This window comes from Streptococcus mitis (assembly GCF_047464945.1).
Taxonomy (GTDB): domain Bacteria; phylum Bacillota; class Bacilli; order Lactobacillales; family Streptococcaceae; genus Streptococcus; species Streptococcus mitis_EA.
Map to the genome: position 1 here is coordinate 469,878 of NZ_JASHAX010000001.1, position 22,105 is coordinate 491,982.

26 protein-coding genes and 1 pseudogene are annotated in these 22,105 nt (G+C 39.8%); 6 read left to right on the forward strand and 21 right to left on the reverse strand.

Features of this window, described 5'->3' with window-relative positions; genetic code table 11:
• Nucleotides 1-51: 51 nt before the first annotated feature.
• Nucleotides 52-483 (forward strand): DUF6556 family protein, encoded by a 432-nt coding sequence (locus QM424_RS02290; RefSeq protein ID WP_414392799.1) that lies wholly within the window; start codon nucleotides 52-54, stop codon nucleotides 481-483.
• 20 nt (nucleotides 484-503) lie between these two features.
• Here QM424_RS02290 and QM424_RS02295 read toward each other — a convergent pair.
• The 9 genes and pseudogenes from QM424_RS02295 to glmU all read right to left on the reverse strand — a co-directional run.
• A pseudogene (locus QM424_RS02295) lies at nucleotides 504-756 on the reverse strand (IS5/IS1182 family transposase); the annotation flags it as partial.
• 361 nt (nucleotides 757-1,117) lie between these two features.
• The gene (locus QM424_RS02300; protein WP_414392800.1) at nucleotides 1,118-2,881 is read right to left on the reverse strand and encodes a glycerophosphoryl diester phosphodiesterase membrane domain-containing protein; all 1,764 of its coding nucleotides are present in this window, start codon (nucleotides 2,879-2,881) and stop codon (nucleotides 1,118-1,120) included.
• An 8-nt stretch (nucleotides 2,882-2,889) separates the two neighbouring features.
• Complete coding sequence (locus tag QM424_RS02305) at nucleotides 2,890-3,480, reverse strand: 3'-5' exonuclease (RefSeq protein WP_414392801.1); 591 nt, start codon at nucleotides 3,478-3,480, stop codon at nucleotides 2,890-2,892.
• 46 nt (nucleotides 3,481-3,526) lie between these two features.
• Nucleotides 3,527-3,652 carry a hypothetical protein gene (locus QM424_RS02310; protein ID WP_414392802.1) on the reverse strand — a complete coding sequence of 42 codons (126 nt, stop codon included), beginning with the start codon at nucleotides 3,650-3,652 and terminating at the stop codon, nucleotides 3,527-3,529.
• Between the two features lie 79 nt (nucleotides 3,653-3,731).
• Nucleotides 3,732-4,223, reverse strand: a complete 492-nt coding sequence (gene rocS, locus QM424_RS02315; RefSeq protein ID WP_000021242.1) for a chromosome segregation protein RocS — start codon at nucleotides 4,221-4,223, stop codon at nucleotides 3,732-3,734.
• 76 nt (nucleotides 4,224-4,299) lie between these two features.
• Entirely contained in the window at nucleotides 4,300-4,992 is a 693-nt protein-coding gene (locus QM424_RS02320; RefSeq protein ID WP_414392803.1) for a 5'-methylthioadenosine/adenosylhomocysteine nucleosidase, read from the reverse strand.
• Nucleotides 4,993-5,008: 16 nt separating this feature from the next.
• On the reverse strand, nucleotides 5,009-5,323 hold the full coding sequence (gene macP, locus QM424_RS02325; protein WP_414392804.1) for a cell wall synthase accessory phosphoprotein MacP: 315 nt from the start codon (nucleotides 5,321-5,323) through the stop codon (nucleotides 5,009-5,011).
• A gap of 11 nt (nucleotides 5,324-5,334) precedes the next feature.
• Nucleotides 5,335-5,880: an NUDIX hydrolase gene (locus tag QM424_RS02330; RefSeq protein ID WP_000393816.1), complete on the reverse strand. Its 546-nt coding sequence runs from the start codon at nucleotides 5,878-5,880 to the stop codon at nucleotides 5,335-5,337.
• 9 nt (nucleotides 5,881-5,889) lie between these two features.
• Nucleotides 5,890-7,269 carry a bifunctional UDP-N-acetylglucosamine diphosphorylase/glucosamine-1-phosphate N-acetyltransferase GlmU gene (gene glmU, locus QM424_RS02335; protein WP_414392805.1) on the reverse strand — a complete coding sequence of 460 codons (1,380 nt, stop codon included), beginning with the start codon at nucleotides 7,267-7,269 and terminating at the stop codon, nucleotides 5,890-5,892.
• Nucleotides 7,270-7,413: 144 nt separating this feature from the next.
• On the opposite strand from glmU, the gene QM424_RS02340 reads away from it, so the two are divergent.
• The 5 genes from QM424_RS02340 (at nucleotide 7,414) to lysS (ending at nucleotide 11,878) form a co-directional block, all read left to right on the forward strand.
• Nucleotides 7,414-8,214 (forward strand): GH25 family lysozyme, encoded by an 801-nt coding sequence (locus QM424_RS02340; RefSeq protein WP_414392806.1) that lies wholly within the window; start codon nucleotides 7,414-7,416, stop codon nucleotides 8,212-8,214.
• 94 nt (nucleotides 8,215-8,308) lie between these two features.
• Nucleotides 8,309-9,151 (forward strand): DUF368 domain-containing protein, encoded by an 843-nt coding sequence (locus QM424_RS02345; protein WP_101785094.1) that lies wholly within the window; start codon nucleotides 8,309-8,311, stop codon nucleotides 9,149-9,151.
• On the forward strand, nucleotides 9,151-9,633 hold the full coding sequence (locus QM424_RS02350; protein ID WP_060805684.1) for an aminoacyl-tRNA deacylase: 483 nt from the start codon (nucleotides 9,151-9,153) through the stop codon (nucleotides 9,631-9,633). Before QM424_RS02345 ends, QM424_RS02350 begins: the two co-directional genes overlap by 1 nt.
• The gene (locus QM424_RS02355; protein WP_414392808.1) at nucleotides 9,633-10,250 is read left to right on the forward strand and encodes a histidine phosphatase family protein; all 618 of its coding nucleotides are present in this window, start codon (nucleotides 9,633-9,635) and stop codon (nucleotides 10,248-10,250) included. Before QM424_RS02350 ends, QM424_RS02355 begins: the two co-directional genes overlap by 1 nt.
• Nucleotides 10,251-10,387: 137 nt before the next feature.
• Nucleotides 10,388-11,878 (forward strand): lysine--tRNA ligase, encoded by a 1,491-nt coding sequence (gene lysS / locus QM424_RS02360; RefSeq protein WP_414392809.1) that lies wholly within the window; start codon nucleotides 10,388-10,390, stop codon nucleotides 11,876-11,878.
• A gap of 61 nt (nucleotides 11,879-11,939) precedes the next feature.
• On the opposite strand, the gene QM424_RS02365 is transcribed toward lysS, so the two are convergent.
• The 12 genes from QM424_RS02365 to dnaG form a co-directional block, all read right to left on the reverse strand.
• Nucleotides 11,940-12,779, reverse strand: a complete 840-nt coding sequence (locus QM424_RS02365; protein ID WP_414392811.1) for an amino acid ABC transporter substrate-binding protein — start codon at nucleotides 12,777-12,779, stop codon at nucleotides 11,940-11,942.
• A 9-nt stretch (nucleotides 12,780-12,788) separates the two neighbouring features.
• Nucleotides 12,789-13,418 (reverse strand): amino acid ABC transporter ATP-binding protein, encoded by a 630-nt coding sequence (locus QM424_RS02370; protein WP_261063611.1) that lies wholly within the window; start codon nucleotides 13,416-13,418, stop codon nucleotides 12,789-12,791.
• 9 nt (nucleotides 13,419-13,427) lie between these two features.
• Complete coding sequence (locus tag QM424_RS02375) at nucleotides 13,428-14,069, reverse strand: amino acid ABC transporter permease (RefSeq protein WP_000120835.1); 642 nt, start codon at nucleotides 14,067-14,069, stop codon at nucleotides 13,428-13,430.
• A 304-nt stretch (nucleotides 14,070-14,373) separates the two neighbouring features.
• Nucleotides 14,374-14,529 carry a hypothetical protein gene (locus QM424_RS02380; protein WP_000502582.1) on the reverse strand — a complete coding sequence of 52 codons (156 nt, stop codon included), beginning with the start codon at nucleotides 14,527-14,529 and terminating at the stop codon, nucleotides 14,374-14,376.
• A 9-nt stretch (nucleotides 14,530-14,538) separates the two neighbouring features.
• Nucleotides 14,539-15,849 carry a GTPase ObgE gene (obgE, locus tag QM424_RS02385; protein ID WP_414392813.1) on the reverse strand — a complete coding sequence of 437 codons (1,311 nt, stop codon included), beginning with the start codon at nucleotides 15,847-15,849 and terminating at the stop codon, nucleotides 14,539-14,541.
• Between the two features lie 63 nt (nucleotides 15,850-15,912).
• Nucleotides 15,913-16,047 (reverse strand): DUF4044 domain-containing protein, encoded by a 135-nt coding sequence (locus QM424_RS02390; protein WP_000863859.1) that lies wholly within the window; start codon nucleotides 16,045-16,047, stop codon nucleotides 15,913-15,915.
• Nucleotides 16,048-16,105: 58 nt separating this feature from the next.
• On the reverse strand, nucleotides 16,106-16,282 hold the full coding sequence (locus QM424_RS02395; RefSeq protein WP_261063763.1) for a PspC domain-containing protein: 177 nt from the start codon (nucleotides 16,280-16,282) through the stop codon (nucleotides 16,106-16,108).
• A 28-nt stretch (nucleotides 16,283-16,310) separates the two neighbouring features.
• Complete coding sequence (locus tag QM424_RS02400) at nucleotides 16,311-17,636, reverse strand: glycosyltransferase family 4 protein (protein ID WP_414392815.1); 1,326 nt, start codon at nucleotides 17,634-17,636, stop codon at nucleotides 16,311-16,313.
• A gap of 15 nt (nucleotides 17,637-17,651) precedes the next feature.
• Nucleotides 17,652-18,695 carry an alpha-galactosylglucosyldiacylglycerol synthase gene (gene cpoA, locus QM424_RS02405; RefSeq protein WP_414392816.1) on the reverse strand — a complete coding sequence of 348 codons (1,044 nt, stop codon included), beginning with the start codon at nucleotides 18,693-18,695 and terminating at the stop codon, nucleotides 17,652-17,654.
• 115 nt (nucleotides 18,696-18,810) lie between these two features.
• Complete coding sequence (locus QM424_RS02410; protein ID WP_000331929.1) at nucleotides 18,811-19,140, reverse strand: metal-sulfur cluster assembly factor; 330 nt, start codon at nucleotides 19,138-19,140, stop codon at nucleotides 18,811-18,813.
• 13 nt (nucleotides 19,141-19,153) lie between these two features.
• The gene (gene rpoD / locus QM424_RS02415) at nucleotides 19,154-20,263 is read right to left on the reverse strand and encodes an RNA polymerase sigma factor RpoD (RefSeq protein ID WP_000256769.1); all 1,110 of its coding nucleotides are present in this window, start codon (nucleotides 20,261-20,263) and stop codon (nucleotides 19,154-19,156) included.
• Nucleotides 20,264-20,265: 2 nt separating this feature from the next.
• Nucleotides 20,266-22,026, reverse strand: a complete 1,761-nt coding sequence (dnaG, locus tag QM424_RS02420; protein WP_414392817.1) for a DNA primase — start codon at nucleotides 22,024-22,026, stop codon at nucleotides 20,266-20,268.
• Between the last annotated feature and the right edge of the window lie 79 nt (nucleotides 22,027-22,105).

The following is a 22,105-nucleotide window of genomic DNA, read 5'->3' on the forward strand; positions in this document are numbered from 1 at the left end:
ATTTTTTTAAAGAAATGCGGTATAATAAATTTTAATTAAAGGAGAGAATGTATGTCTAATTATCGTAGAACTTCAAAACCAAAAACAGAACACATCAAAAAAGGCTTTACAGTCTTTCAAAAAACCGTTGCTACAATCGCTAGTATCCTTGGCTTGATTACCGCAAGTATCACTATCATGAACGCCTTGGATAATAACAAAAATACTAAAAAAGAACCTACGACAAGCCAGACGACAACTATTGTCAAAGAAATTCAAAAAGAATCCCCTAAGGAAAATACTAGTCCCAATAAGGAAAATCACACCACTCAAGAAAAAACACAACAAGAGGAAACACCAAAATCCAGCGTCAAGGAAGAGAAAAAAGAAGAGCAGAAAACAGCAACTCAGGATTCTTCTACTCCTACTCCAAGTAAACCTGCTACTGAAAACGAAAAACAGGTCAATCCGCCAACTTCAGAAAATAAAAGCAATCCTCAGTAAGCACATGATCTAAGAAAAAATCAACTCAAAAAATAAAACTGCGCAGTAACTTCTGTCTTGACCACAATCAAGCTAAAGAGAGACTGTGTTTTTGTATAATTGATGTTTTAGATGCTAGATTCTTGACCAATTTTGTGAGATTCATACTCATAAAGATGAATCCTAGCGATGTTATGACAGTTTATTTATTTCTAACATAAACTCTGCACATGCCAAAAATACTCTCTCATCTGCCCCAAAAGGGAAAATATCCATTTTCTGTTTGACATAAATTCAAAAGCCTTCTTCACGCAGAAGTTAGTAACCCTTTTACATCTGACATAAATAACCTAGTTCAACCACTTCATAGGCATTACTTCCTGTTCTATTCTTATTTCATACTCTTCGAAAATCTCTTCAAACCACGTCAGCATCGCCTTACCGTATATCTGTGACTGACTTCGTCAGTCTTAGCTACAACCTCAAAACAGTGTTTTGAGCAGCTTGTGGCTAGCTTCCTAGTTTGTTCTTTGATTTTCATTGAGTATCAATTATAAACCATGGCATAATAAAACGAGCATATCCAACTGATACATCGCTCGTTTTTTTTTTTGCTATTTTAGAGGTGATTTTTTGCTCAACCTCTTTTTGCTTACTAAAAATTAAAGAATTCCATGGCCTGTTTGAAAAGCAATTCAGTATACTCTGGGTCTTCTTGGGCAATGGTAACCTGCTCTTGAATCATTTCCAAGTCATCTGTTATCATGCCATCAGCTCCCAAATGAACTGATTTATCAAAGGACTCTGAACTATTGATAGTCCAAACGTACAATTTCTGATCGGTATTCCAAAGCTTGTTGACAAAATTTTCATCTAAAGTTGAATACTCCATGGTGTAACCTGTAGCTTTGGTTCTTGGAAAAATACTATTATAAGGTAGGATGAAATAGACTGGAATTTGAGAATCATAGGCTAGCACCTGGTCAATCACATGGTAATCCAAAGATTGCATTTGGTGACCATTTTGCTTAATGATACTTCCATATTTTTCCATAAAACGTTTCATCATATTTGGGCTATCTTTTCGACTAGTTTTAATCTCAATAAGAAGCTTTTGATGCAATTCATTGGCTTTATTGAGATAGTCATCAAAACTGGACACCTTGCTATGATAACCATTTTCTGAAATATCAAGTTTGGTTAATTCTTTCAAAGTTAGATCCTGTGGATTGGCATTAACTCCTGTCAGATTCTTGATATTGGCATCATGCATCATGACAAACTGGCCATCTTTTGTTTCCTGAACATCTGTCTCAACGAAATCTGGAGATAACTGAGCAGTTTTTTCTAGTGATTGGACGGTATTTTGCACACCATTCTTATTAGATACTCCCCTGTGAGAGATAATCAAAGGTTTATTGGCAACTGGAGCTTCTAAATAAACATAACCCTCAAGAGCGAAAAAGATACCAGCACATCCCATCACTCCCCATCTCATCCAGTGGTCTTTCTTTCTCCTTGGTGTGATTTCTAATTCTTCTCCTGTTAAGAAGGAAACAAACTTAATGAGAAAGTAAGTCAAGGCCATATAGTGGAAATTCTTGATTAAAACAAAGTTGATAATTCCCAGCACAAGAGATTCCTTATGGGTCAAACCATCCATCAGTGCCTGACTTGCCAAGATTGGAATCAATAAAAGAATGAAAAATATGTAGGTTTTGACGATAATCCAAAGCAAGTTCCAAATATAAAACCAGGAGTGCTTTCTTGTCTTCTCTAGACTGTATCTGACTGCTTCTTTGACTGTTTTTTTCTCAAATAAAAGCTGAGGTAGGGCAAACATCAAACGTATTGAAATGTAAAACAGCAACAAGGCTAGAACAGTGATTACCAAACCGACCAACCAGTACTTATCTTCTACATAGGCTACTATGAATTCCGGAATGACAATTTTATTAAGGTAATAAATCTTTAAAATCTTTCGAATCAATGGAAAGAGCATCATGACATAAAAGAAAATAAAGGCCATTTTGGAAATCGTCACTTGCCTCATAAACAAGAAACTTTGGCGAAAGACCTTGCGACTGTACTCCAGCAAGGTCCTCCTTTCGTGATAGAGGAGGTGTCGAGCTCCGATAAAGAGAAGTCCTATCTGGTAATAGGCGATCAGTAAATTAACGATTACCAGAATAAATAAATCAAGACTAACAAATGGCGAACCCTTTATAATGGCAAAAATATTGTTGTAAGATAGAAAGAGATAACCTGTCTGACGGAGTAAAAGTCCAGCAATCCAAGAATTGGACGGTAACCAGACAAACTCAATCATCATAAAAGTCAAGAAAAATAGAAAAAGTATTTTATCTAGATTAAAGTATATCTGCTTAAAACCTAGATTTTTAGGTTTTTCAGGTTTCATAGTCACTCCTAGTCAAATAATTGAGACAAATCCAAGCCTCCAAAAGGATTGTTTGATAGGCTACTTTCTGTCCATAATAATTCTCTAGCTTTATCCGACTCTAGAAAGTACTCGTAAACACGCGCCGTCATTCGAGCATCCTCTAAGCTATTATGAGACTGACCTTGAAATCCAAGAAATGAGGCAACAGTTTGCAATTTGAGATTGGCAATACCGTGTAAATCCGAACTCCGACGTTCAAAGGCTTCATCATACAAGTCCACCTTATACTGCAGGCTGTAGTCTAAACCATGCTCTGCTAGAATAGGCAAATCACTTTTAGCAGCATTGTAGCCTACCATGGGTAAAGAACCCACAAACTCTTGGAAATCTTTTATAACTTTCTCCACAGGAGGAGCATCTTTTAAGGTCTCAGCTGTAATCCCAGTCAAACCATTGATAAAACTCTTTAGAGGCACACTGGTATGGACATAGGAATCATAGGCATCGATTTCCTGACCATCTCTAAAACTCACTGCCGATACTTGAATCAAGTGTGTTTGCCCTTCATGCTGATTAAATTCTAAATCGAAAGCAATGTAATCTTCTAATCGTTCCATTCTATACCTCTCCTATACTGTTATTTTATACTCTTCGAAAATCTCTTCAAACCATGTCAACGTCGCCTTGCCGTAGATATATGTAACTGACTTCGTCAGTCTTATCTACAACCTCAAAGCAGTGCTTTGAGCAGCCTGCGGCTAGTTTCCTAGTTTGCTCTTTGATTTTCATTGAGTATTACTTGAGCAACTATACTATTTAGAAACAAAAGAAGCCATCAGGTTAGCATTTAACCTAAACAGCTCCTTGATTATCCTCCAAATAAACGAGCAAAAAAGCCTTTCTTAGTTGATTGGACTTCTTCTTTTGCTTGGTCCAGCTCTAGCTTAAGGTTTTCTTGATCCTTCATGGCTTGAAGGGTCAATTGTTGCTGCTGATCGAGTTGTTTGTCTTTCTCAGCAATCTGACGGTCTTTGATACGCATCTGCTCGTCTTTTTCTGATAACTGACGATCCTTGGCTTTTAATTGTTCATAAAGACGAAGAATTTCTGCGTTCTTCTCATCAACCAGAATCTCCATCAACTCACGTTGCTTGACATCCTCACTGACAGGCTCATCTTCAAAAATCGTTTTTTTATAGATTTCTTCTAGCTTAATCAAGCCACTTCTGGTAACGACTGTTACCCCTTTGTCATTTTTATCTGTGTCTTCTTCTGGTAATTCTTTGACACGGTTATTGATTGCTTGGCGAGATAATCCTAAGACCTCTGCAATCTCACTGACGGTCATTTCAATACTCATAATATCCTCTGAAACGTTTTCTAGCTTTTCTTTACTTAAATCTTATCATAAGCTAGAAAAACTGTCAAATTTTCGCTTAATTTAAGGCCTTCAAAAAGGCTAATAAGACTTGAGCAGAGCGACGTCCAGCTTCAATAATAAACTCATCAAAAGAGATGTTTGCTTCATGGTTGGCATTGTCACTCATAGCTCGGATGACTAAAACTGGAAGATTAAGAGCATGCGCTGCCTGAGCAATCGCTGCCCCCTCCATCTCAACAGCCAAAACATCTGGAAAATGAGACTTAATCGCTTCTATCTTGTCATTTCCTGCAACAAAACTATCTCCTGTAGCAATCAAACCAAGATGCCAGTTTTGATCCAATTGAGATAAACTCTCTTGGATTTTGGCAACAAAGGTTTTGTCTGATTCGAAATAAAGCGGTTGTTGCGCCATTTGTCCATAAGCATAGCCAAAAGCTGTGACATCCACGTCATGATAGGCTAATTTGTCAGCAATCACAACATCCCCAACAGCGATACCCTCTGCTACTGCTCCAGCAGATCCCGTATTAATTAGAGCATCCACTTGGAAATGATCAGCCAAAATCGCCACACTCATAGCAGACATGACCTTACCAATTCCACTTTCTACAAGAACGACTTCATGAGAGGCAATGGTGCCTGTATGATAGGTATTCCCTAAAACAACTTGCTCCTGGGCATTGTCTAAATGCTGGACCAGATACACCAGTTCTTCTGGCATGGCCGCAATAATTCCTATTTTCATTTCAATTCCTTTTCTATTACAAAAGTTTCATTGCTAAGACAAGCAAAATCAAGAGAAAGATGATTGCAAATAAGATTTTATTCAGTTTAGAATTGAAGACATTTCTCTTGGTATTTTCAATGCGACGACTTTTATGAATAGATGGTTCAACCTGAATCTTCAAGGTTTCCTGACTAAAGCCATGTCCCTTAGGATTGGCATAACCAAAACGGGAAGAAGAGGTTGGTAAAATCTTAGTCTCCTCATTATCGTCTAGCAAAGGAGGACCTGAAATTTTTTCGCCTCTATTAGCTCTTTCAATCATTTCATCCGTTAATAAAGGTTTACCCATACTGACCTCCTCTATTTTTTGTGCAATTCCCAATACTGTACAGCCATAATTGTCTTGGCATCACAGATATGACCTGATTGGATTAATTCCTTGGCTTCTTCTAAGCTCACTTCAAGGACTTCCAAGGTTTCATCCTCATCCTGCGGACGTGGATTTTCCACTTTTGTCAAATCGCTTGCTAGGTATAGTTTTAACTTCTCATTACAAAAGCCAATAGCTGAGTAAAAATCATACAAGAGTTCTAACTTCCCTGTATAAGCTGTTTCTTCCTCTAATTCACGAAGGGCTGCTGCGACAGGGTCTGTATTTTCTCCTACTTCCAATTTTCCAGCTGGAATTTCGTAAGAGACAGCCTCAATAGCTTTGCGGTACTGCTTGACCAAGATGAGTTTTTGCTCATCCGTTACTGCTAAAACACAGACAGCTCCATTGTGGAAAATCAAATCCCGTTGGGCAGTTCCCTTGCCTTCCGGTAATTCAACCTGATCTTGAACCAGTTTAAAAATTGGGCCTTGATAGATTTCTTTTCGACTAAGCGTTTTTTCTTCAAATTCCATGACAGACTCCTACTGATTCTTAGGATGATGAGGAAGACGTGTTGCATATTCGTCTTTGTTGACCTGACGTCCGCGACCAATAGCAATAGCATCTGCTGGAACGTCTTTGGTAATAGTTGAACCAGCACCAACGAGGGAATTGTCACCAAGTTCTACTGGGGCAATAATGGTTGAATTTGAACCAACAAAGACATTGTTACCGATGACTGTCTTGTATTTGTTTTTGCCGTCATAGTTGACTGTAATGGTTCCTGCACCAAAATTAACATGACTACCCACTTCACAGTTTCCGATATAGGTCAAATGACCAGCCTTGGTATTCTCACCGATAGAAGAACCTTTCACCTCAACAAAGTTACCAATATGAACTTGGGCAGCTAGACTTGAACCTGGACGAATGTGGGCATAAGGTCCAACAGTTACGCCGTCAGCAACACTACTTTCCTCAATCATAGAATTGGTAATGATCGCTCCTGCTCCGATAGTGCTGTCCACTACATAAGTACCGTTTGTCAAAACAGTCTCAGCACCAATTTTCGTTTGCCCTTTCAAGGTAACATTGGCTTCGATTTGAACTTCCGGAGCAATCTCAACATCAATATCGATATAAGTTGCTTCTGGGTTGACAAAGCTAACACCGTTGACCATGTGTTTGTGATTGATGCGGCGACGCATAACCGACTCAGCAGTCGCAAGAGCCACACGGTCATTTACCCCAAGACTTTCATCAAAATCTTTCAAAGTATAGGCACCAACTTTTTCACCAGCTTCACGGAAAATGCCAATGACATCTGTGATATAGTATTCTCCTTGAGCATTATTGGTATTGATATTTTTCAAAGCCTCAAACAAACGCTCGTTGTCAAAGACATATGTTCCAGTGTTGATTTCCTTGATTTGTTTTTCAAAATCTGTGGCATCCTTTTGCTCAACAATGCGAAGAACCTCAGCATTGTCATTACGAACAATTCGTCCATAGCCGAAAGGATTATCTGTTTCAGCAGTCAAGATAGTCGCCACATTTTTATGATTGATGTGGAAATCAATCAAGTTTTTCAGGCTTTCACCAGTGATTAAAGGAGTATCTCCTGCGATGACCAAGGTGTGCCCTGACAAACCTTCTAAGATAGGCTCTGTCATCATAACTGCATGGCCAGTCCCTAACTGTTCAGATTGAGTCACAAATTCTGTCTGTCCAGCCAAGACCTGCTCAACCAATTCTGCCTTGTGTCCCACAACTGTTACTGTCTTTTCAGGTTGGATAGCTCCCACGCTACGGAAAACATGTTCCAACATAGAAATACCCGCAACCTTGTGCAACACTTTTGGCAAATCAGATTTCATGCGAGTCCCTTTACCCGCTGCTAAAATAATGGCATAATTTGACATAATCTTCTCTTTTCTCTAGAAATTCCCTTTTATTATACCATATTTCAAATCATTCCGCGCTCTTGAATGAAAAAATGCTCTAAAGTCTCTTCTTTAACCCATTTTTTTTGATTTTTTTTCATTTTTAGGGTAAAATTATGAGATATGAGAAAACAAATTCATCCGCTTATTTTATTTGGTTTTTTTGGGATTATAATTTTCATTTTAATCCTGAATCGCCCTCGTTTTGAAGATCATCCTGTAAAAACAAAATCCAATATCGCCCAAGTAGAATCGCAAGCACTACATAATATAGATAAACCGGTGATTGATGTTTCTGGTTGGCAACGGCCTGAAGAAATTAATTACGATACTCTCTCCCAAAACATTTCAGGAGCTATTGTTCGTGTTCACAGCGGAGCTCAGTCTTCAAAAGAAAACGATGCTTCCTTTGTTAATGGGGTAGATAAGGCCTTTAAAACCCATATTACCGAGTTTCAAAAACGAAATGTCCCAGTTGGTGTCTATGCCTATGTAGCTGGAAAAAGTGTCCAAGAAATGGAAAAGGCTGCTGAAGTTTTTTATAACGCTTCATCGCCATACAGCCCTAGCTACTATTGGCTAGATGTGGAAGATAAAACCATGTCCAATATGAACGAAGGTGTTGAAGCCTTTCGTGCAAAACTAGAATCACTAGGTGCAAAAAATATCGGCATCTACGTTGGGGTCTACTTCATGGAAGAACACAGTATTGATACGGACAAGTTTACGTCTGTTTGGATTCCTTCCTATGGTTCAAATACTGGATTTTTCGAAAGCAAACCTAATACGGACTTAGATTACGACATCCACCAATACACATCTAAAGGAAAAATTGCTGGCTTTGACCACGATTTGGATATAAACGTTATCTCTCCCTTAAAGAACAAAGAAGAAACCTTTAGAAAACTCTTTTTAAAACCTTAAAAGCATTTGTTTAGCATTTGCTTTTTCTTTTTGTGTTTGATTGTGATACAATATAGTAAGGATTTTTTGAAATAGAAATAGTTGGAGGAAAAATATGCTCTCATGGTTAGCACGCCTTATTAAAGGGATTGTAATTGCTCTTGGATTTATCCTACCGGGAATTTCCGGAGGGGTTTTAGCAGCAATCTTAGGAATTTACGAACGGATGATTGGCTTTCTGGCCCACCCCTTTAAGGACTTTAAAGAAAATGTTTTGTACTTTATTCCAGTTGCCATCGGTATGATTCTGGGAATCGGCTTATTTTCTTACCCGATTGAATACCTGCTTGAAAATTATCAGGTCTTTGTCTTATGGAGCTTTGCGGGGGCTATCATTGGTACTGTTCCTAGCCTTCTCAAAGAATCAACTCGAGAATCTGACCGAGACAAGATTGATTTAGCTTGGTTCTGGACGACCTTTATTATTTCTGGATTAGGACTCTATGCCTTAAATTTTGTTGTTGGAACCTTAAGCGCCAGCTTTCTTAACTTCGTCCTAGCAGGTGCACTACTGGCTCTTGGCGTATTGGTACCTGGCCTCAGTCCATCAAATCTACTTTTAATTTTGGGACTCTATGCTCCTATGTTGACTGGTTTTAAAACCTTTGACCTCTTGGGAACTTTCTTCCCGATTGGAATCGGAGCAGGCGCAACTCTCATCATTTTTTCAAAATTGATGGATTATGCCTTAAATAACTACCACTCACGCGTCTATCATTTCATCATTGGAATCGTCTTATCAAGTACTCTTTTGATCTTGATTCCAAATGCAGGAAACGCTGAAAGTATCCAATACACAGGTCTTTCACTTGTTGGCTATGTCATCATCGCCTTCTTCTTTGCACTGGGAATCTGGCTTGGTATTTGGATGAGCCAATTGGAGGATAAGTATAAATAATGGCAAAAAAAGTTAAAGTCAAAAAAACATTAGTAGAACAAATCCTGTCTAAAGCAGGTATCCAACATCAGGGGATTCAAATCAATGCCCTGGAAGGAGAGCTTCCTCAAGGTTATGAACGAGATCAGATTTTCAAAACCTTGGCTCTTTTGGGAGATAAAACAGGACCGATTATCGGAATTGTCCCTATCACTCAACACTTGTCGGAAAAGAAACTAGCCAAAATTTCTGGCAATAAAAAAGTGAGTATGATTCCACAAAAGGACTTGGAAAAAACAACTGGTTACATTCATGGAGCAAATAATCCTGTCGGAATTCGTCAAAAACATAATTATCCCATTTTTATCGATAAAATTGCTCTAGACTTTGATCAAATGATTGTCTCTGCTGGGGAAGTTGGTCACAGCATTATCGTCGCTCCACAAGACTTGGCTAACTTTGTAAAAGCTGACTTTGCAGATATCTTGGAGGACAGCAAGTAATGAAACTCTACTTTGTCCGCCACGGTCGTACTGTCTGGAACCAAGAAGGTCGTTTTCAAGGTGCTAGTGGAGATTCTCCCCTTCTTCCTGAATCCATTGAAATCCTAAAACGTCTCGGCCAGTATCTCAAAGATATTCCTTTTGATCAGATATATTCAAGTGATTTACCTCGAGCGGTCAAATCTGCTGAAATTATCCAAAGTCAACTCCAGAGCCCCTGTCCTTTAGAAAGTGTTTCTAATCTTCGTGAATGGCAACTGGGGAAATTAGAAGGTTTGAAAATCGCAACCTTGGAAGCTATTTACCCACAACAAATCCAGGCTTTCCGATCTAATCTTGCTCAATTTGACACTCAAATGTTTGGCGCCGAATCCCTCTATAGCACAACACAACGGACCATCCAATTTATCAAATCATTAAAAGATAGTCCAGCTGAGCGTATTCTAATTGTCGGTCACGGTGCTAATCTTACTGCCAGTCTTCGTACTCTTCTAGGATATAAAGAACCACTTCTTCGTAAAGATGGCGGTCTAGCAAATGCCAGCCTGACAATTTTGGAAACCCATGATTTTCAAACATTTACTCTCGATACTTGGAATGATACTTCCTATCAATAACAGAACTTGATTTTAGCGTCAAGTTCTTTTTAGTTTTGAAAGATTATCCGTGAATTTCTTGGATATTTATGATAAAATGGGAGTATCGCAAAAAATGACTCATCGTATTCAATTTTGAGTAAAACTAGGAGGATCCCATGTCAACAGAACATATGGAAGAACTAAATGACCAGCAGATCGTTCGCCGTGAAAAAATGGCTGCGCTCCGTGAACAAGGAATCGATCCCTTTGGAAAACGCTTTGAACGTACTGCAAATTCACAAGAATTAAAAGATAAATTTGCTGACCTCGATAAAGAACAATTACACGATAAAAACGAAACAGCTACTATCGCAGGACGCTTGGTAACCAAACGTGGTAAAGGTAAAGTTGGATTTGCCCACCTTCAAGACCGCGAAGGTCAAATCCAGATCTACGTTCGTAAGGATGCTGTCGGTGAAGAAAACTACGAAATCTTCAAAAAAGCAGACCTTGGTGACTTCCTTGGTGTCGAAGGTGAAGTAATGCGTACAGATATGGGAGAACTCTCTATCAAGGCAACCCACATTACACACTTGTCTAAGGCTCTCCGTCCTCTTCCAGAGAAATTCCACGGTTTGACAGACGTTGAAACAATTTACCGTAAACGTTACCTAGACTTGATTTCTAACCGTGAAAGCTTTGAACGCTTTGTCACTCGTTCAAAAATCATCTCTGAAATCCGTCGTTATCTTGACCAAAAAGGTTTCCTTGAAGTGGAAACACCTGTGCTTCACAACGAGGCTGGTGGTGCTTCTGCCCGTCCATTTATTACCCACCACAATGCCCAAAACATTGACATGGTGCTTCGTATCGCGACTGAGCTTCACTTGAAACGCCTTATCGTGGGTGGTATGGAACGTGTCTATGAAATTGGCCGTATCTTCCGTAACGAAGGAATGGATGCTACTCACAACCCTGAGTTCACTTCTATCGAAGTTTACCAAGCTTATGCTGACTTCCAAGACATCATGGACTTGACGGAAGGCATTATCCAACATGCTGCTAAATCAGTCAAAGGCGATGGTCCAGTTAACTATCAAGGTACTGAAATCAAGATTAACGAACCATTTAAGCGTGTTCACATGGTGGATGCTATCAAAGAAATTACTGGTGTAGATTTCTGGAAAGACATGACTTTCGAGGAAGCCAAAGCTATCGCTGCTGAGAAGAAAGTTCCAGTTGAGAAACACTATACTGAAGTTGGCCACATCATCAATGCCTTCTTTGAAGAGTTTGTTGAAGAAACCTTGATCCAACCAACCTTTGTCTATGGACATCCAGTAGCTGTATCTCCACTGGCTAAAAAGAACCCTGAAGACGAGCGCTTTACTGACCGTTTTGAACTCTTCATCATGACTAAGGAGTACGGTAATGCCTTTACTGAGCTCAACGACCCAATCGATCAACTTAGTCGTTTTGAAGCCCAAGCTAAAGCTAAAGAACTTGGTGATGATGAAGCGACAGGTATCGACTACGACTACATTGAAGCCCTTGAATATGGTATGCCACCAACTGGTGGTTTGGGAATCGGTATCGACCGTCTCTGCATGCTCCTCACTGATACAACTACTATCCGAGATGTATTGCTCTTCCCAACAATGAAATAAATTCTTATCCTCTGGCTCTTGTCAGAGGATTTTTTGATGCAAAAAGAGACTGAGTAAAAACTCAATCTCTACTTTTCACTTCTTTGGTTGCTACATCTTCTCCAAACCATTTATGGCTAATCTCTTGGAACTTTCCTTCTTGGTATAGTTCAATAAAGGCTTGGTTTAAAGCTTGTAGTAATCTTTTGTCAGCTGGTCTAACTCCGACTGCAAAAGATTCACTTTCAAATCCAGCTGAAAAAACATTATAGTCATTTAATATTCCTTCAGACTGAAGATAATAATTAGCATACACTCGGTCAATCAACAAGGCATCAATACGGTCATTTTTTAAGTCAATCAAGGCTTCATTGAAACTCTGGTATTGATTGGCCTTCTTGTCTTTTACACGATTTTTCAGTAAATCTGGCTGGGCTTCAAAGTCTAGATAACCAGAGGATCCGGCTTGGGCTCCCAAGGTCTTATCATTCATATCCTCTACTGAACGAATTTGCTGACTTTTCTTCGCAACCAGAACCTGCTGATTTTCCATATAAGGAATGCTAAAGGCAACCTTCTCTCGGCGTTCATCAGTGGCAGAATAGCCATTCCAGATGGCATCAATGGTCCCATTTTGCAGTTCCGTCTCCTTCATATCCCAGTCAATTGGCTGAAATTGAATCTTAAAACCTAATTTTTCAGAGACTGCTTGTGCTAAATCAATATCAAATCCTGTATATTGACCATTCTTTTCTTCAAAACCCATGGGAACAAAGGTATTGTCAAAACCAATAGTAATCGTTCCCTGCTCTTGATACTTATCCCAGTTATCCTGCTTTGGATCGCTAGCCTTCTGAGTACAAGCTGTTAAAAAAAGAGTCAGGAGAGAAACCAATACTAAAGCAATTTTCTTATTAGTCATTGGCACCTCCTACTTAGGCTCAACCTTGAGAATCTGATCTGCGATATTTTCAGCGAACTGTAAATCGTGGGTAACGACAATCTGCGTCATACCAAGTTCCCTATTTTGCAAGATTAGTTTTTCCACTTCCAAGCGCAATTCTGGATCAAGTGCAGAAGTTGGTTCATCGTAGCCAATGATTTCTGGGTCAATCATCATAGCACGCGCCAAAGCTACCCTCTGCTTTTGCCCACCTGATAATGAGAATGGATAGGCGTCTGTGTGCCCTGCCAGTCCCAATTGCTCCAAGAGACCTCGCGCCTTCTGCTCAGCCTCATCCTGCTTCATTCCCATTGTTTTCACAGGCGATAAGGTCAAATTGTCCAGAACTGATAAATGAGGGAAAAGTTGAAAATCTTGGAATACAAATCCTAGTAGATTGCGCTTCTCCAATTCATCCAGTTCTAAAGGTTCTTCATTATAAAAGATTTGCCCTGAATCAATAGTTTCAAGACCCGCAAGCATACGTAAGAGAGTTGTTTTACCTCCACCAGAAGGCCCAACGATAGCCAGGATTTGCTTTTCAGGAATTTTTAGACTGAAATTGGATAAAATTTGCTTTTCACCAAATCCCTTATTGATATTTCGTAATTCTAACATGGCAACCTCCTATCTATAATAACTGTACTTCTTCTCAACTTTTTTGGCAAGAATGGTCACAATCCCAATCAAAATCAAGTAAATAGCACCTGCCAAGAACATCGGAACCAGGCTAGCATCACGGTTGGCAGCTGTTCGACTAGCCAAGATAAGATCTGAAATTCCTAGAGCATAGACCAGAGAAGTATCCTTGACCAAACTCATAACCTCATTAAAGACACTAGGAAGAACAATCTTGGTCACTTGAGGCAAAATAATATAGCGCACTGTGTCAAAGGGACTAAACTTCAAGACTTTGGCAGCCTCATATTGACCTTTAGGAATGGTATCAATTCCCCCACGAAAGATTTCAGCAAAGTAAGCCGCATAATTCAACACAAAGGCAATGATAGCCGCAGGAAGACGGTCCAAACGAATCCCAATACTTGGCAGCACATAATAGATAAAGATTAATTGCAAGAGCAAGGGTGTGCCTCGCATGATCCAGATATAAATGTTAATCAGATGATGGAGGAGCTTCCAATGGACTTGCAAGGCAAAGGCAATCAAAACGCCCAAGGGAATAGAAAAAATCAAGACCAGTGCAAAAACCTGTAAAGTCATGCTTGCACCGCTCAATAAACTCGGTAATATCTCAAACAAATAAGACATACTGACACCTCCTAAAAATAATTGCTCCTATTATAGCATAAATAAACTAAATAACCAACTATTTTTGTAAAAAAATTCTTTTTCAATAGAAAAAATACAGTGTCTTGAAGCTAGAATAGGACAACACGACTTATAAAGCCTTGTTAGTCATTTGATTTGAATTTCCTAGTCTATTTGTTTATATTCCATTTCAATATATTATAATTTATAAGTGAAAAGAAAGGACAAATTTTGCCCTTTCTCGATCTTAGCTTCTATTTGTTATAGTTAACTTGACTGATAATTGGAGTTTTATCTTACGTATTTAAGATGGATTTTCCTTTTTAGTTCGTGCTAATCTCAGAGCACGATTTGGATTGAGACGATTAAACAGTTCTTCCAATTTCTTTTCATTCCAAACGTCTGCGGCGGAAACGAAATTGCCATCCGCATCTCGGAAAGATATCGGTTTATCTCCCATACTAGTCTCCTAGTCTACAAATTCAAATTCAAATTTACCAATGCGGACCAAATCCCCATCCTTAGCACCACGCGCACGAAGAGATTCATCAACTCCCATACCACGAAGCTGACGGGCAAATTTCATGACTGATTCGTCACGATCAAAGTTGGTCATATTAAAGAGTTTCATCAGTTTTTCACCAGAAAGTACCCATGTAGCATCGTCATCACGACTAATTTCAAAAGCTTTTTCTTCCTCGTCAAATCCGTAGTAAGCTTCTTCTTCCATATCTGACTCGTCGTAGAGCAAGAATTCTGGTGTCTTGTCTAACAATTCAGCTGTAGCATCCAAAAGCGTAGCCAAACCTTGCTTGGTCAATCCGGAAATTGGGAAGATAGGTGGTAACTCTTCAAATTCATCGTAGTTTTCAGCCAATTTTTTCTTAAATTCTTTAAGATTTTCTTGACTCTCAGGCATGTCCATTTTGTTGGCTACGATAATCTGTGGACGCTCCATGAGACGGAGATTATATGACTCCAACTCCTTGTTAATGGCAAGATAATCCTCATAAGGATCACGACCTTCACTAGCTGACATATCAATGATATGGAGGATAACACGTGTACGCTCGATGTGGCGGAGGAACTGAGTTCCCAAACCAACACCTTGACTAGCGCCTTCAATCAAACCTGGTAGATCGGCTACTGCAAAGGATTCACCTGATTGGGTACGAACCATACCTAGATTTGGCACAATGGTCGTAAAGTGGTAGGCACCAATTTTAGGTTTAGCTGAGGTAATAACACTTAAAAGTGTTGATTTCCCTACAGATGGGAAACCTACTAAACCGACATCTGCCAAGATTTTTAGTTCCAATTGTAACTCACGTTCCTGACCTGGTTCTCCATTTTCAGAGATTTCCGGTGCAGGATTTTTTGGTGTCGCAAAGCGGATGTTTCCACGTCCACCACGACCACCATGGGCAACGATAAATTCTTGACCATGTTCAATCAAATCTGTCAAAACCTTGCCAGTCTCTGCATCACGAACAGTCGTACCTTGTGGTACTCGAACTCTAAGGTCTTCAGCACCACGACCATGCATCCCTTTGGTCATTCCTTTCTCACCAGAATCAGCCTTGAAATGGCGATTATAGCGGAAATCCATGAGGGTACGTAGACCTTCATCTACAACGAAGACGACATTGCCTCCACGACCACCATCACCACCCCAAGGACCACCATTAGGGACATATTTTTCACGGCGAAAGGCAACCATGCCATCACCACCATTACCAGCCTTGACCTTGATCTTAGCTGTATCTAAAAACATACTCATTTTTTCTTCTCACTTTAAAAAAGGGCTGGGAAATCCCAGTCACTAAATTTTCTTGAATCTATTTTATAGATTACTGAGGGCACCAATTGCAGTTGCAAAAATTCCCAATAAACTTGCTACTAGCATGATAATCACGATAAACAAGGTTATTTTCTCAAACATAGTTTTTTTACGATTTCCATTATCTCCAAATGCCATTTTTATCTCCTTCATTACATTCTATTTTCTATTATCTTAGCATGAATTCAGCTAGTTTTCAATAGTCACTTGCTACTGGCGCAATAATCCATAAAATGATATAAGCTACAACTCCTGCTCCATAACAAAAAGCAAGAACACCCCATATTACGCGAACAATAGTAGGATCCATATCAAAATAATGGGCTACCCCAGCACAAACACCAGCAATCTTTTTATCACGACCGCTTCTCATTAATTGTTTTTTCATACTGTTCCTCTTTCTATTCTTCATGGTCTTTCCAATAATCTCTTATGCTGATCAACTGTGTTTTTGAAGCCTTCAGCATGCGTCTAGAGCCTTTTACCGGTACAGCGACCACCTTTTGCGGAAGATACAAAACTGTCTTAAAGATACGCTGACTGACCGTATCATCTTTAGCTAAATCTTTCTGGAAATTATTTGAAATAATAGCATCAAGATAAAACTCATGCACTCGTTTCCCAAAGTTCTCAGCTGAAATCTCGTACAATTTCTCTGATAAGGTATGCTCATTCATATCTGGCGTTGCAATCAAGGCCTCTAAAATAGCTCCAGCCAAATCATGTTCACCGTAATACAAGGTTCCAAACATTTTATCACTGATCAGATTGTCCAGATAAGGATTTCCATGAGCAATGACAGGCGTCCCACTAGCCAAACTTTCCAAGTAGGTCAAACCCTGCGTTTCACTTGTCGATGCCGAGATGAAGAAATCTGCCGCCTTATAATAAAGAGCTGTCTCACTAGGAGCAATCATCCCTGTAAAGACAACAGAGTCTTGAATCTCTAGTTTCTGGGCTTGCTCTTTGAGGTCATCCAGATAAGGACCGTCCCCAGCTACCACCAGTTTAACCTTGTCTTCTTCTTTCAGAACTTCTGCAAAGGCTGCTAGTACTGCTTGAATATTTTTTTCATAGGAAATTCTCGAAAGACTCAGCAACATCTTTTCATCATCTTGAATCCCTAGTTTACTACGCAGTTCTTTCAGATTTTCTTTCTTGATTTCTGGACGCTCAAATTTGGCTAATTCAATTCCAGTTGGAATGACCCGCTTTTCAACCTTGACCTTATAGTCAGATAGCAAGTCACGGACAATCTCACTCGGACAAATCACCCCATCCACATCATGCAAGAAACCTCTAACCAGATACTTGACCATACTAGGACGAATCAACATCCCCTTAGCAATATAATGCACATAGTCTTCGTACTGGGTGTGATAGGTATGGATGACTGGAATCTTCAATTCACGCGCAATCCAAATTCCCAACAAGCCAAGAGAAAATTCTGTCTGAGTATGGATAATATCCAGTTGATATTGTTTAGCAATTTCAAGCGCCTTGCTGAATCCTCGATAGGCAAAGCGGCGATCCTTAAAAGCAAAGAAGGGAACACTTGGAATGCGGATAATTTGCCAATCTTCATAACGATTGACATCCTTATCTGTCGTCGTAAAGATAAAAACAGCATGTCCCTGCTTTTCAAGTTCGGTTTTCAAGGTTCGAATACTGGTCGCAACACCTGAAACCTGAGGAAAATAGGTATCTGTAAATAAACCAATTCGCATAGATTACCTCACTTTTTACTTTCTCCCTAAAGCGGCTTGTTTCTCATAAAAGTCCAACCAGATTTGTAACAGATGCTCTTCTGAATACTCTCTAGAAATATTCTTAGCCTTTTCTTTAAGATCGTTTAAGGCAGCAGGATTGGCTTGGTATTCCAAAATAGCTTCTTTCATCTCTTCTCTATCTGCTGTCGCCCGATAATTTCCCTCCAAAATTACCTTATAGAGATCCAAATCACGCAACATAATCGGAGCTTCACAACTAGCAGCCTCTAAAATAGTCATAGGGAAAAGCTCATTATAACTAGGAAGCAAGAAAAGATCCGCTAGGGCATACAACTCGCGCATCCGCTCTGGTGAGACAATACCTGGAAAAATCAAATTTTTAGGAGGATTTTCCATCATTTTCTTGTAGCGTTCATAACCATCTGTCATACCACCAAAAGAGAAACCACCGGCCCAGATAAAGGTAATATGAGGCAATTCCTCAGCCAGACGGATAAAATCGTCAATCCCTTTGCGTTTCTGAACTTGACCAGCACCTACTACGATAAACTGATTGTCACTAAGACCTAGCTCTGTACGCAGTCTCGCTACCTCTTCTTGCGGAAGAGGATGCCATTTTTCCTTGTTGACAAAGTTAGGGATGTAGGTCACTTTTTCACGTGGAATACCAGCTGCGACCAAATCCTCGATAAACATAGGATTGACCACCACCAAATGCTCCATCCGGTTGTAAAAAGAAAATACATAGCGTTTCACAATTCCCTTTAAGAAAAATGGAATTTTCAAACTCCCCTCAAGTGTATCAGGCAAGAAGTGCACATAGCCAATTTTCCTTCCTGAGCGTTTCTTTTGAAATGTTGATAAATAATAGGGGAAATCAATTGTATGAAAGTGAGTCACATCTGCCTCTATTGGAAGATTTTCAGTAACAATCAATTGGTCCTTGGCATCACGGTGAAGAAGACGAACTAATTCACGATAAGCACCTGAAACTCCTTGTCCTGCTACTTTCTCACTTGAACTCAACATATTGATGCGTAATTTCTTTTTTTCCATAACTACTATTATATCATTTTCTTTGAATAAAATCAGCAAAAGAAAGGAGAGACTAGAGGAAAAGAGGGGGAAATTTCCTCACTTTTCCAACGGTCTCTCACATGTTTTTATATGTTTATTTAATTCCTAGGGCAATGCGTGCATAGCGACTCATTTTTTCAACTGTCCAGGCTGGATACCAAACTAATTTAACCTCAGTATCCGTTACTTCTGGCACCTCTGTCATGGCATCATAAATCTGGTCAGTCAAAAGGTCTGCCAAGGGACAACCCATAGTTGTCAACGTCATATCAATCTCTGTTTGCCCTGTGTCGCCATCGAAACGAATCTCATAAATCAAACCAAGATTAACAATATCGATTCCCAACTCAGGGTCGATGACTTCTTCCAAGGCTGTTAAAATCCGTGTTTTGATATTTTCAATTTGCTCTTCTGTATAAGCCATATTTTCCTCACTCTTAGTCTTCAATAAAATCACGAAGCGGTTTGCTGCGACTTGGTTGGCGTAGTTTTCTCAAAGCCTTGGCTTCAATCTGACGGATACGCTCACGGGTTACGTTAAAGACTTTCCCCACATCTTCAAGGGTGCGCATTTTTCCATCATCTAGGCCGAAACGTAGTCGCAGAACATTTTCTTCACGGTCTGTAAGAGTATCCAAGACCTCATCCAACTGCTCACGCAAAACGATACGAGTTGTATAGTCCACTGGATTTTCAATCACTTCATCTTCGATAAAGTCCCCAAGATGGCTATCATCCTCTTCACCAATTGGAGTTTCAAGAGATACTGGTTCTTGAGCAATCTTCAAGATTTCACGAACCTTGTCAGGGGTCATATCCATACGTTCAGCGATTTGTTCTGGTGTCGGATCTTGTCCCAATTCTTGAAGGAGATTCCGCTGTTCACGAACCAATTTATTGATAGTTTCAACCATGTGAACTGGGATACGGATGGTACGAGCTTGATCAGCGATGGCACGAGTGATAGCCTGACGAATCCACCAAGTTGCATAAGTTGAGAACTTGAACCCTTTAGAATAGTCAAACTTGTCAACCGCCTTCATCAAGCCCATATTTCCTTCTTGAATCAAGTCAAGGAACTGCATACCGCGTCCAACATAGCGTTTGGCAATGGAAACAACCAAACGAAGGTTGGCTTCCGCAAGGCGTTGTTTGGCTTCGATATCGCCAGCTTCAACTGCTAGTGCTAATTCTTTTTCCTCTTCATTGGTCAAGAGAGGAACGACCCCGATTTCTTTCAAGTACATACGGACAGGGTCATTAACCTTAGCAGAAGTTGAACCAATTAAGTCCTCATCGCTGAGTTCTGGCTCTTCTTCAGCACTAAGAACACGTGCACTTGGGTTTCCTTCATTATCTGTGATAGAAATTCCTGCATCTTGAATCCGTTGCAAGAGATCTTCAATCCCATCAGCGTCCAAGGTAAAAGGAACGACAAGACTAGCATTGATTTCATCATCTGTTGCTGTCCCTTTTTGCTTATGATTACGGATAAATTCTGCTACTTGTACGTCAAATGTTGTTACTTCTTTTTGTTTTGTTACCATTATTACTCCATTCTTCTCTTTTGGGAAATTAAACGTTCCAATTCTTCTAAGGCTGTGTCTGTATCTCCTACATGGCTCGCTTCCTGCACCTTCTTTTTGATTCTCATATTGTCCTGATTCAAGAGAGCCTTATTTCGAGTCATTTCTACTTCATTAAGTTCCTGAGGTGACATCTCAGCAGGTAAATCCTGAGCTAAGACTTGGTACCAAGCTCTTTCAACTTCCTCTGTCTGTTCTGCTAAAACTTCTGGAGGAAGATTTCCATACTGGCCAAGCAAGTCATATAAAATCTGAAACTCAGGTGTGTCAAAAACAAAGTCTTCTCGCAAACGGTAATCGTTCAAAACAAGAGGGGATTCCATCATTCGATAAAGTAGATGAGCTTCTGCCCTCATAATAGCCGATAACTGCTTGGTAACAGGCATAGTGATTTGCGTCGGCATGGAAATTCCTTCCATGCGATTCTGCCTTTGCGCCTGACGACTCTCATTAACAATCTGCTCAATCTGGGCATAATCAAAGGACGCCAGACTGTCAGCTAAAATATGAATATAGCTGTTTTGAGCAGTGATAGACTTTTCTTGAACAATCAAGGGAGCTATTTTTTCAATAAACTCAATCTGAGCCTGCAGATTTTCACTATTTTCAGGTTTGTACTGGTGAATGTAGAACTCAATCGGACTAATACGAGTTTTCGTTAATAGATAGGCCAAATCTTCTGGACCATTTTTTTGTAGATACTCATCTGGATCCAAGTTATCAGGCATGCTAACGATTTGCACAGGCATCTCACTAATTTCATCCAGTGCTTTCAATGTCGCGGCTTGCCCAGCCTTATCGCCATCGTAAACAAGAACCAACTTCTTGGTTAACCTTTTCAGATGCTCAACATGCTCACGACTTAAGGCCGTTCCCATAGACGCTACAGCATTTTCGATTCCAGCCCGATAGGCTGCAATGACATCCATGAATCCTTCCATCAGGTAAATCTCACTGGCTTTACCAGAAGATTTTTTTGCCCTATCCATATGATATAATTCGTAACTTTTGTTAAAAATTGCAGTCGATCGGCTATTTTTATACTTAGAAGTTTGTGAATCCGTTTTCTGCCAGATACGACCTGAGAAGGCAATAACCTTTCCCTGGTCATTTGTCAGGGGAAACATAATCCGATTGTGAAAGGTGTCTACAAATTGATTGGCATCCGAGAGATAAAACAGTCCTGAATCTAGGAAATCCTCATCACGATACTGACCAGACAAACGTTGATAGAGATAGTTTCGTTCTGGAGGTGCCAAACCAATCCGAAAATGCTTGATCACTTCATCTGTCAAACCACGCTGATAAAGGTAGTTTCTGGCTTCTTCCCCCATGGTCGTTGTCATGAGAATAGCATGATAAAATTTGGCCGCATCTTCGTGCATATCATAAAGAGCTTGGTGAGGCGAGGCTGGCTTCTGTTCACTATAAAGCGGTTTTTCCACCTCTATCCCGACACGCTGACCTAAGATTTGGACAGCCTCCATAAAGGGAACCCCTTGGTACTCCTCGATGAACTTAAAGACATCACCTGAGCGACCACAACCAAAACAGTGGTAAAACTGCTTGTCCTCTACAACGTTGAAAGAAGGTGTTTTTTCACCATGAAAAGGACAGAGCCCTAGATAGTTCCGTCCTGCCTTTTGTAAAGAAATCACATCACCTATGACTTCCACAATGTTGGCATTGTTTTTGATTTCTTCAATGACTTGTTTGTCAACCATACACAATACCTCCATGTTATCATAGTTTACTTTATATAGTATACTTTATTTCAGAAAAAAAGTAAACCATTTCACTCAT

What these genes read in the sequence shown, in the direction of transcription:
- QM424_RS02380 (WP_000502582.1), bottom strand. Translation starts at nt 14,529, where the DNA reads ATGGGAGATAAACCGATATCTTTCCGAGATGCGGATGGCAATTTCGTT.
- obgE (WP_414392813.1), bottom strand. Translation starts at nt 15,849, where the DNA reads ATGAGTATGTTTTTAGATACAGCTAAGATCAAGGTCAAGGCTGGTAAT.
- QM424_RS02400 (WP_414392815.1), bottom strand. Translation starts at nt 17,636, where the DNA reads ATGCGAATTGGTTTATTTACAGATACCTATTTTCCTCAGGTTTCAGGT.
- QM424_RS02370 (WP_261063611.1), bottom strand. Translation starts at nt 13,418, where the DNA reads ATGTTAGAATTACGAAATATCAATAAGGGATTTGGTGAAAAGCAAATT.
- QM424_RS02410 (WP_000331929.1), bottom strand. Translation starts at nt 19,140, where the DNA reads ATGGCTTATACAGAAGAGCAAATTGAAAATATCAAAACACGGATTTTA.
- QM424_RS02290 (WP_414392799.1), top strand. Translation starts at nt 52, where the DNA reads ATGTCTAATTATCGTAGAACTTCAAAACCAAAAACAGAACACATCAAA.
- QM424_RS02375 (WP_000120835.1), bottom strand. Translation starts at nt 14,069, where the DNA reads ATGTCTTATTTGTTTGAGATATTACCGAGTTTATTGAGCGGTGCAAGC.
- rpoD (WP_000256769.1), bottom strand. Translation starts at nt 20,263, where the DNA reads ATGGTAACAAAACAAAAAGAAGTAACAACATTTGACGTACAAGTAGCA.
- macP (WP_414392804.1), bottom strand. Translation starts at nt 5,323, where the DNA reads ATGGGTAAACCTTTATTAACGGATGAAATGATTGAAAGAGCTAATAGA.
- QM424_RS02320 (WP_414392803.1), bottom strand. Translation starts at nt 4,992, where the DNA reads ATGAAAATAGGAATTATTGCGGCCATGCCAGAAGAACTGGTGTATCTG.
- QM424_RS02395 (WP_261063763.1), bottom strand. Translation starts at nt 16,282, where the DNA reads ATGAGAAGCGGTCGTGATAAAAAGATTGCTGGTGTTTGTGCTGGGGTA.
- rocS (WP_000021242.1), bottom strand. Translation starts at nt 4,223, where the DNA reads ATGAGTATTGAAATGACCGTCAGTGAGATTGCAGAGGTCTTAGGATTA.
- QM424_RS02350 (WP_060805684.1), top strand. Translation starts at nt 9,151, where the DNA reads ATGGCAAAAAAAGTTAAAGTCAAAAAAACATTAGTAGAACAAATCCTG.
- QM424_RS02345 (WP_101785094.1), top strand. Translation starts at nt 8,309, where the DNA reads ATGCTCTCATGGTTAGCACGCCTTATTAAAGGGATTGTAATTGCTCTT.
- QM424_RS02330 (WP_000393816.1), bottom strand. Translation starts at nt 5,880, where the DNA reads ATGGAATTTGAAGAAAAAACGCTTAGTCGAAAAGAAATCTATCAAGGC.
- QM424_RS02305 (WP_414392801.1), bottom strand. Translation starts at nt 3,480, where the DNA reads ATGGAACGATTAGAAGATTACATTGCTTTCGATTTAGAATTTAATCAG.
- QM424_RS02310 (WP_414392802.1), bottom strand. Translation starts at nt 3,652, where the DNA reads ATGAAAATCAAAGAGCAAACTAGGAAACTAGCCGCAGGCTGCTCAAAG.
- dnaG (WP_414392817.1), bottom strand. Translation starts at nt 22,026, where the DNA reads ATGGTTGACAAACAAGTCATTGAAGAAATCAAAAACAATGCCAACATT.
- QM424_RS02340 (WP_414392806.1), top strand. Translation starts at nt 7,414, where the DNA reads ATGAGAAAACAAATTCATCCGCTTATTTTATTTGGTTTTTTTGGGATT.
- cpoA (WP_414392816.1), bottom strand. Translation starts at nt 18,695, where the DNA reads ATGGAAAAAAAGAAATTACGCATCAATATGTTGAGTTCAAGTGAGAAA.
- glmU (WP_414392805.1), bottom strand. Translation starts at nt 7,269, where the DNA reads ATGTCAAATTATGCCATTATTTTAGCAGCGGGTAAAGGGACTCGCATG.
- QM424_RS02300 (WP_414392800.1), bottom strand. Translation starts at nt 2,881, where the DNA reads ATGAAACCTGAAAAACCTAAAAATCTAGGTTTTAAGCAGATATACTTT.
- QM424_RS02355 (WP_414392808.1), top strand. Translation starts at nt 9,633, where the DNA reads ATGAAACTCTACTTTGTCCGCCACGGTCGTACTGTCTGGAACCAAGAA.
- QM424_RS02365 (WP_414392811.1), bottom strand. Translation starts at nt 12,779, where the DNA reads ATGACTAATAAGAAAATTGCTTTAGTATTGGTTTCTCTCCTGACTCTT.
- QM424_RS02390 (WP_000863859.1), bottom strand. Translation starts at nt 16,047, where the DNA reads ATGGCATTTGGAGATAATGGAAATCGTAAAAAAACTATGTTTGAGAAA.
- lysS (WP_414392809.1), top strand. Translation starts at nt 10,388, where the DNA reads ATGTCAACAGAACATATGGAAGAACTAAATGACCAGCAGATCGTTCGC.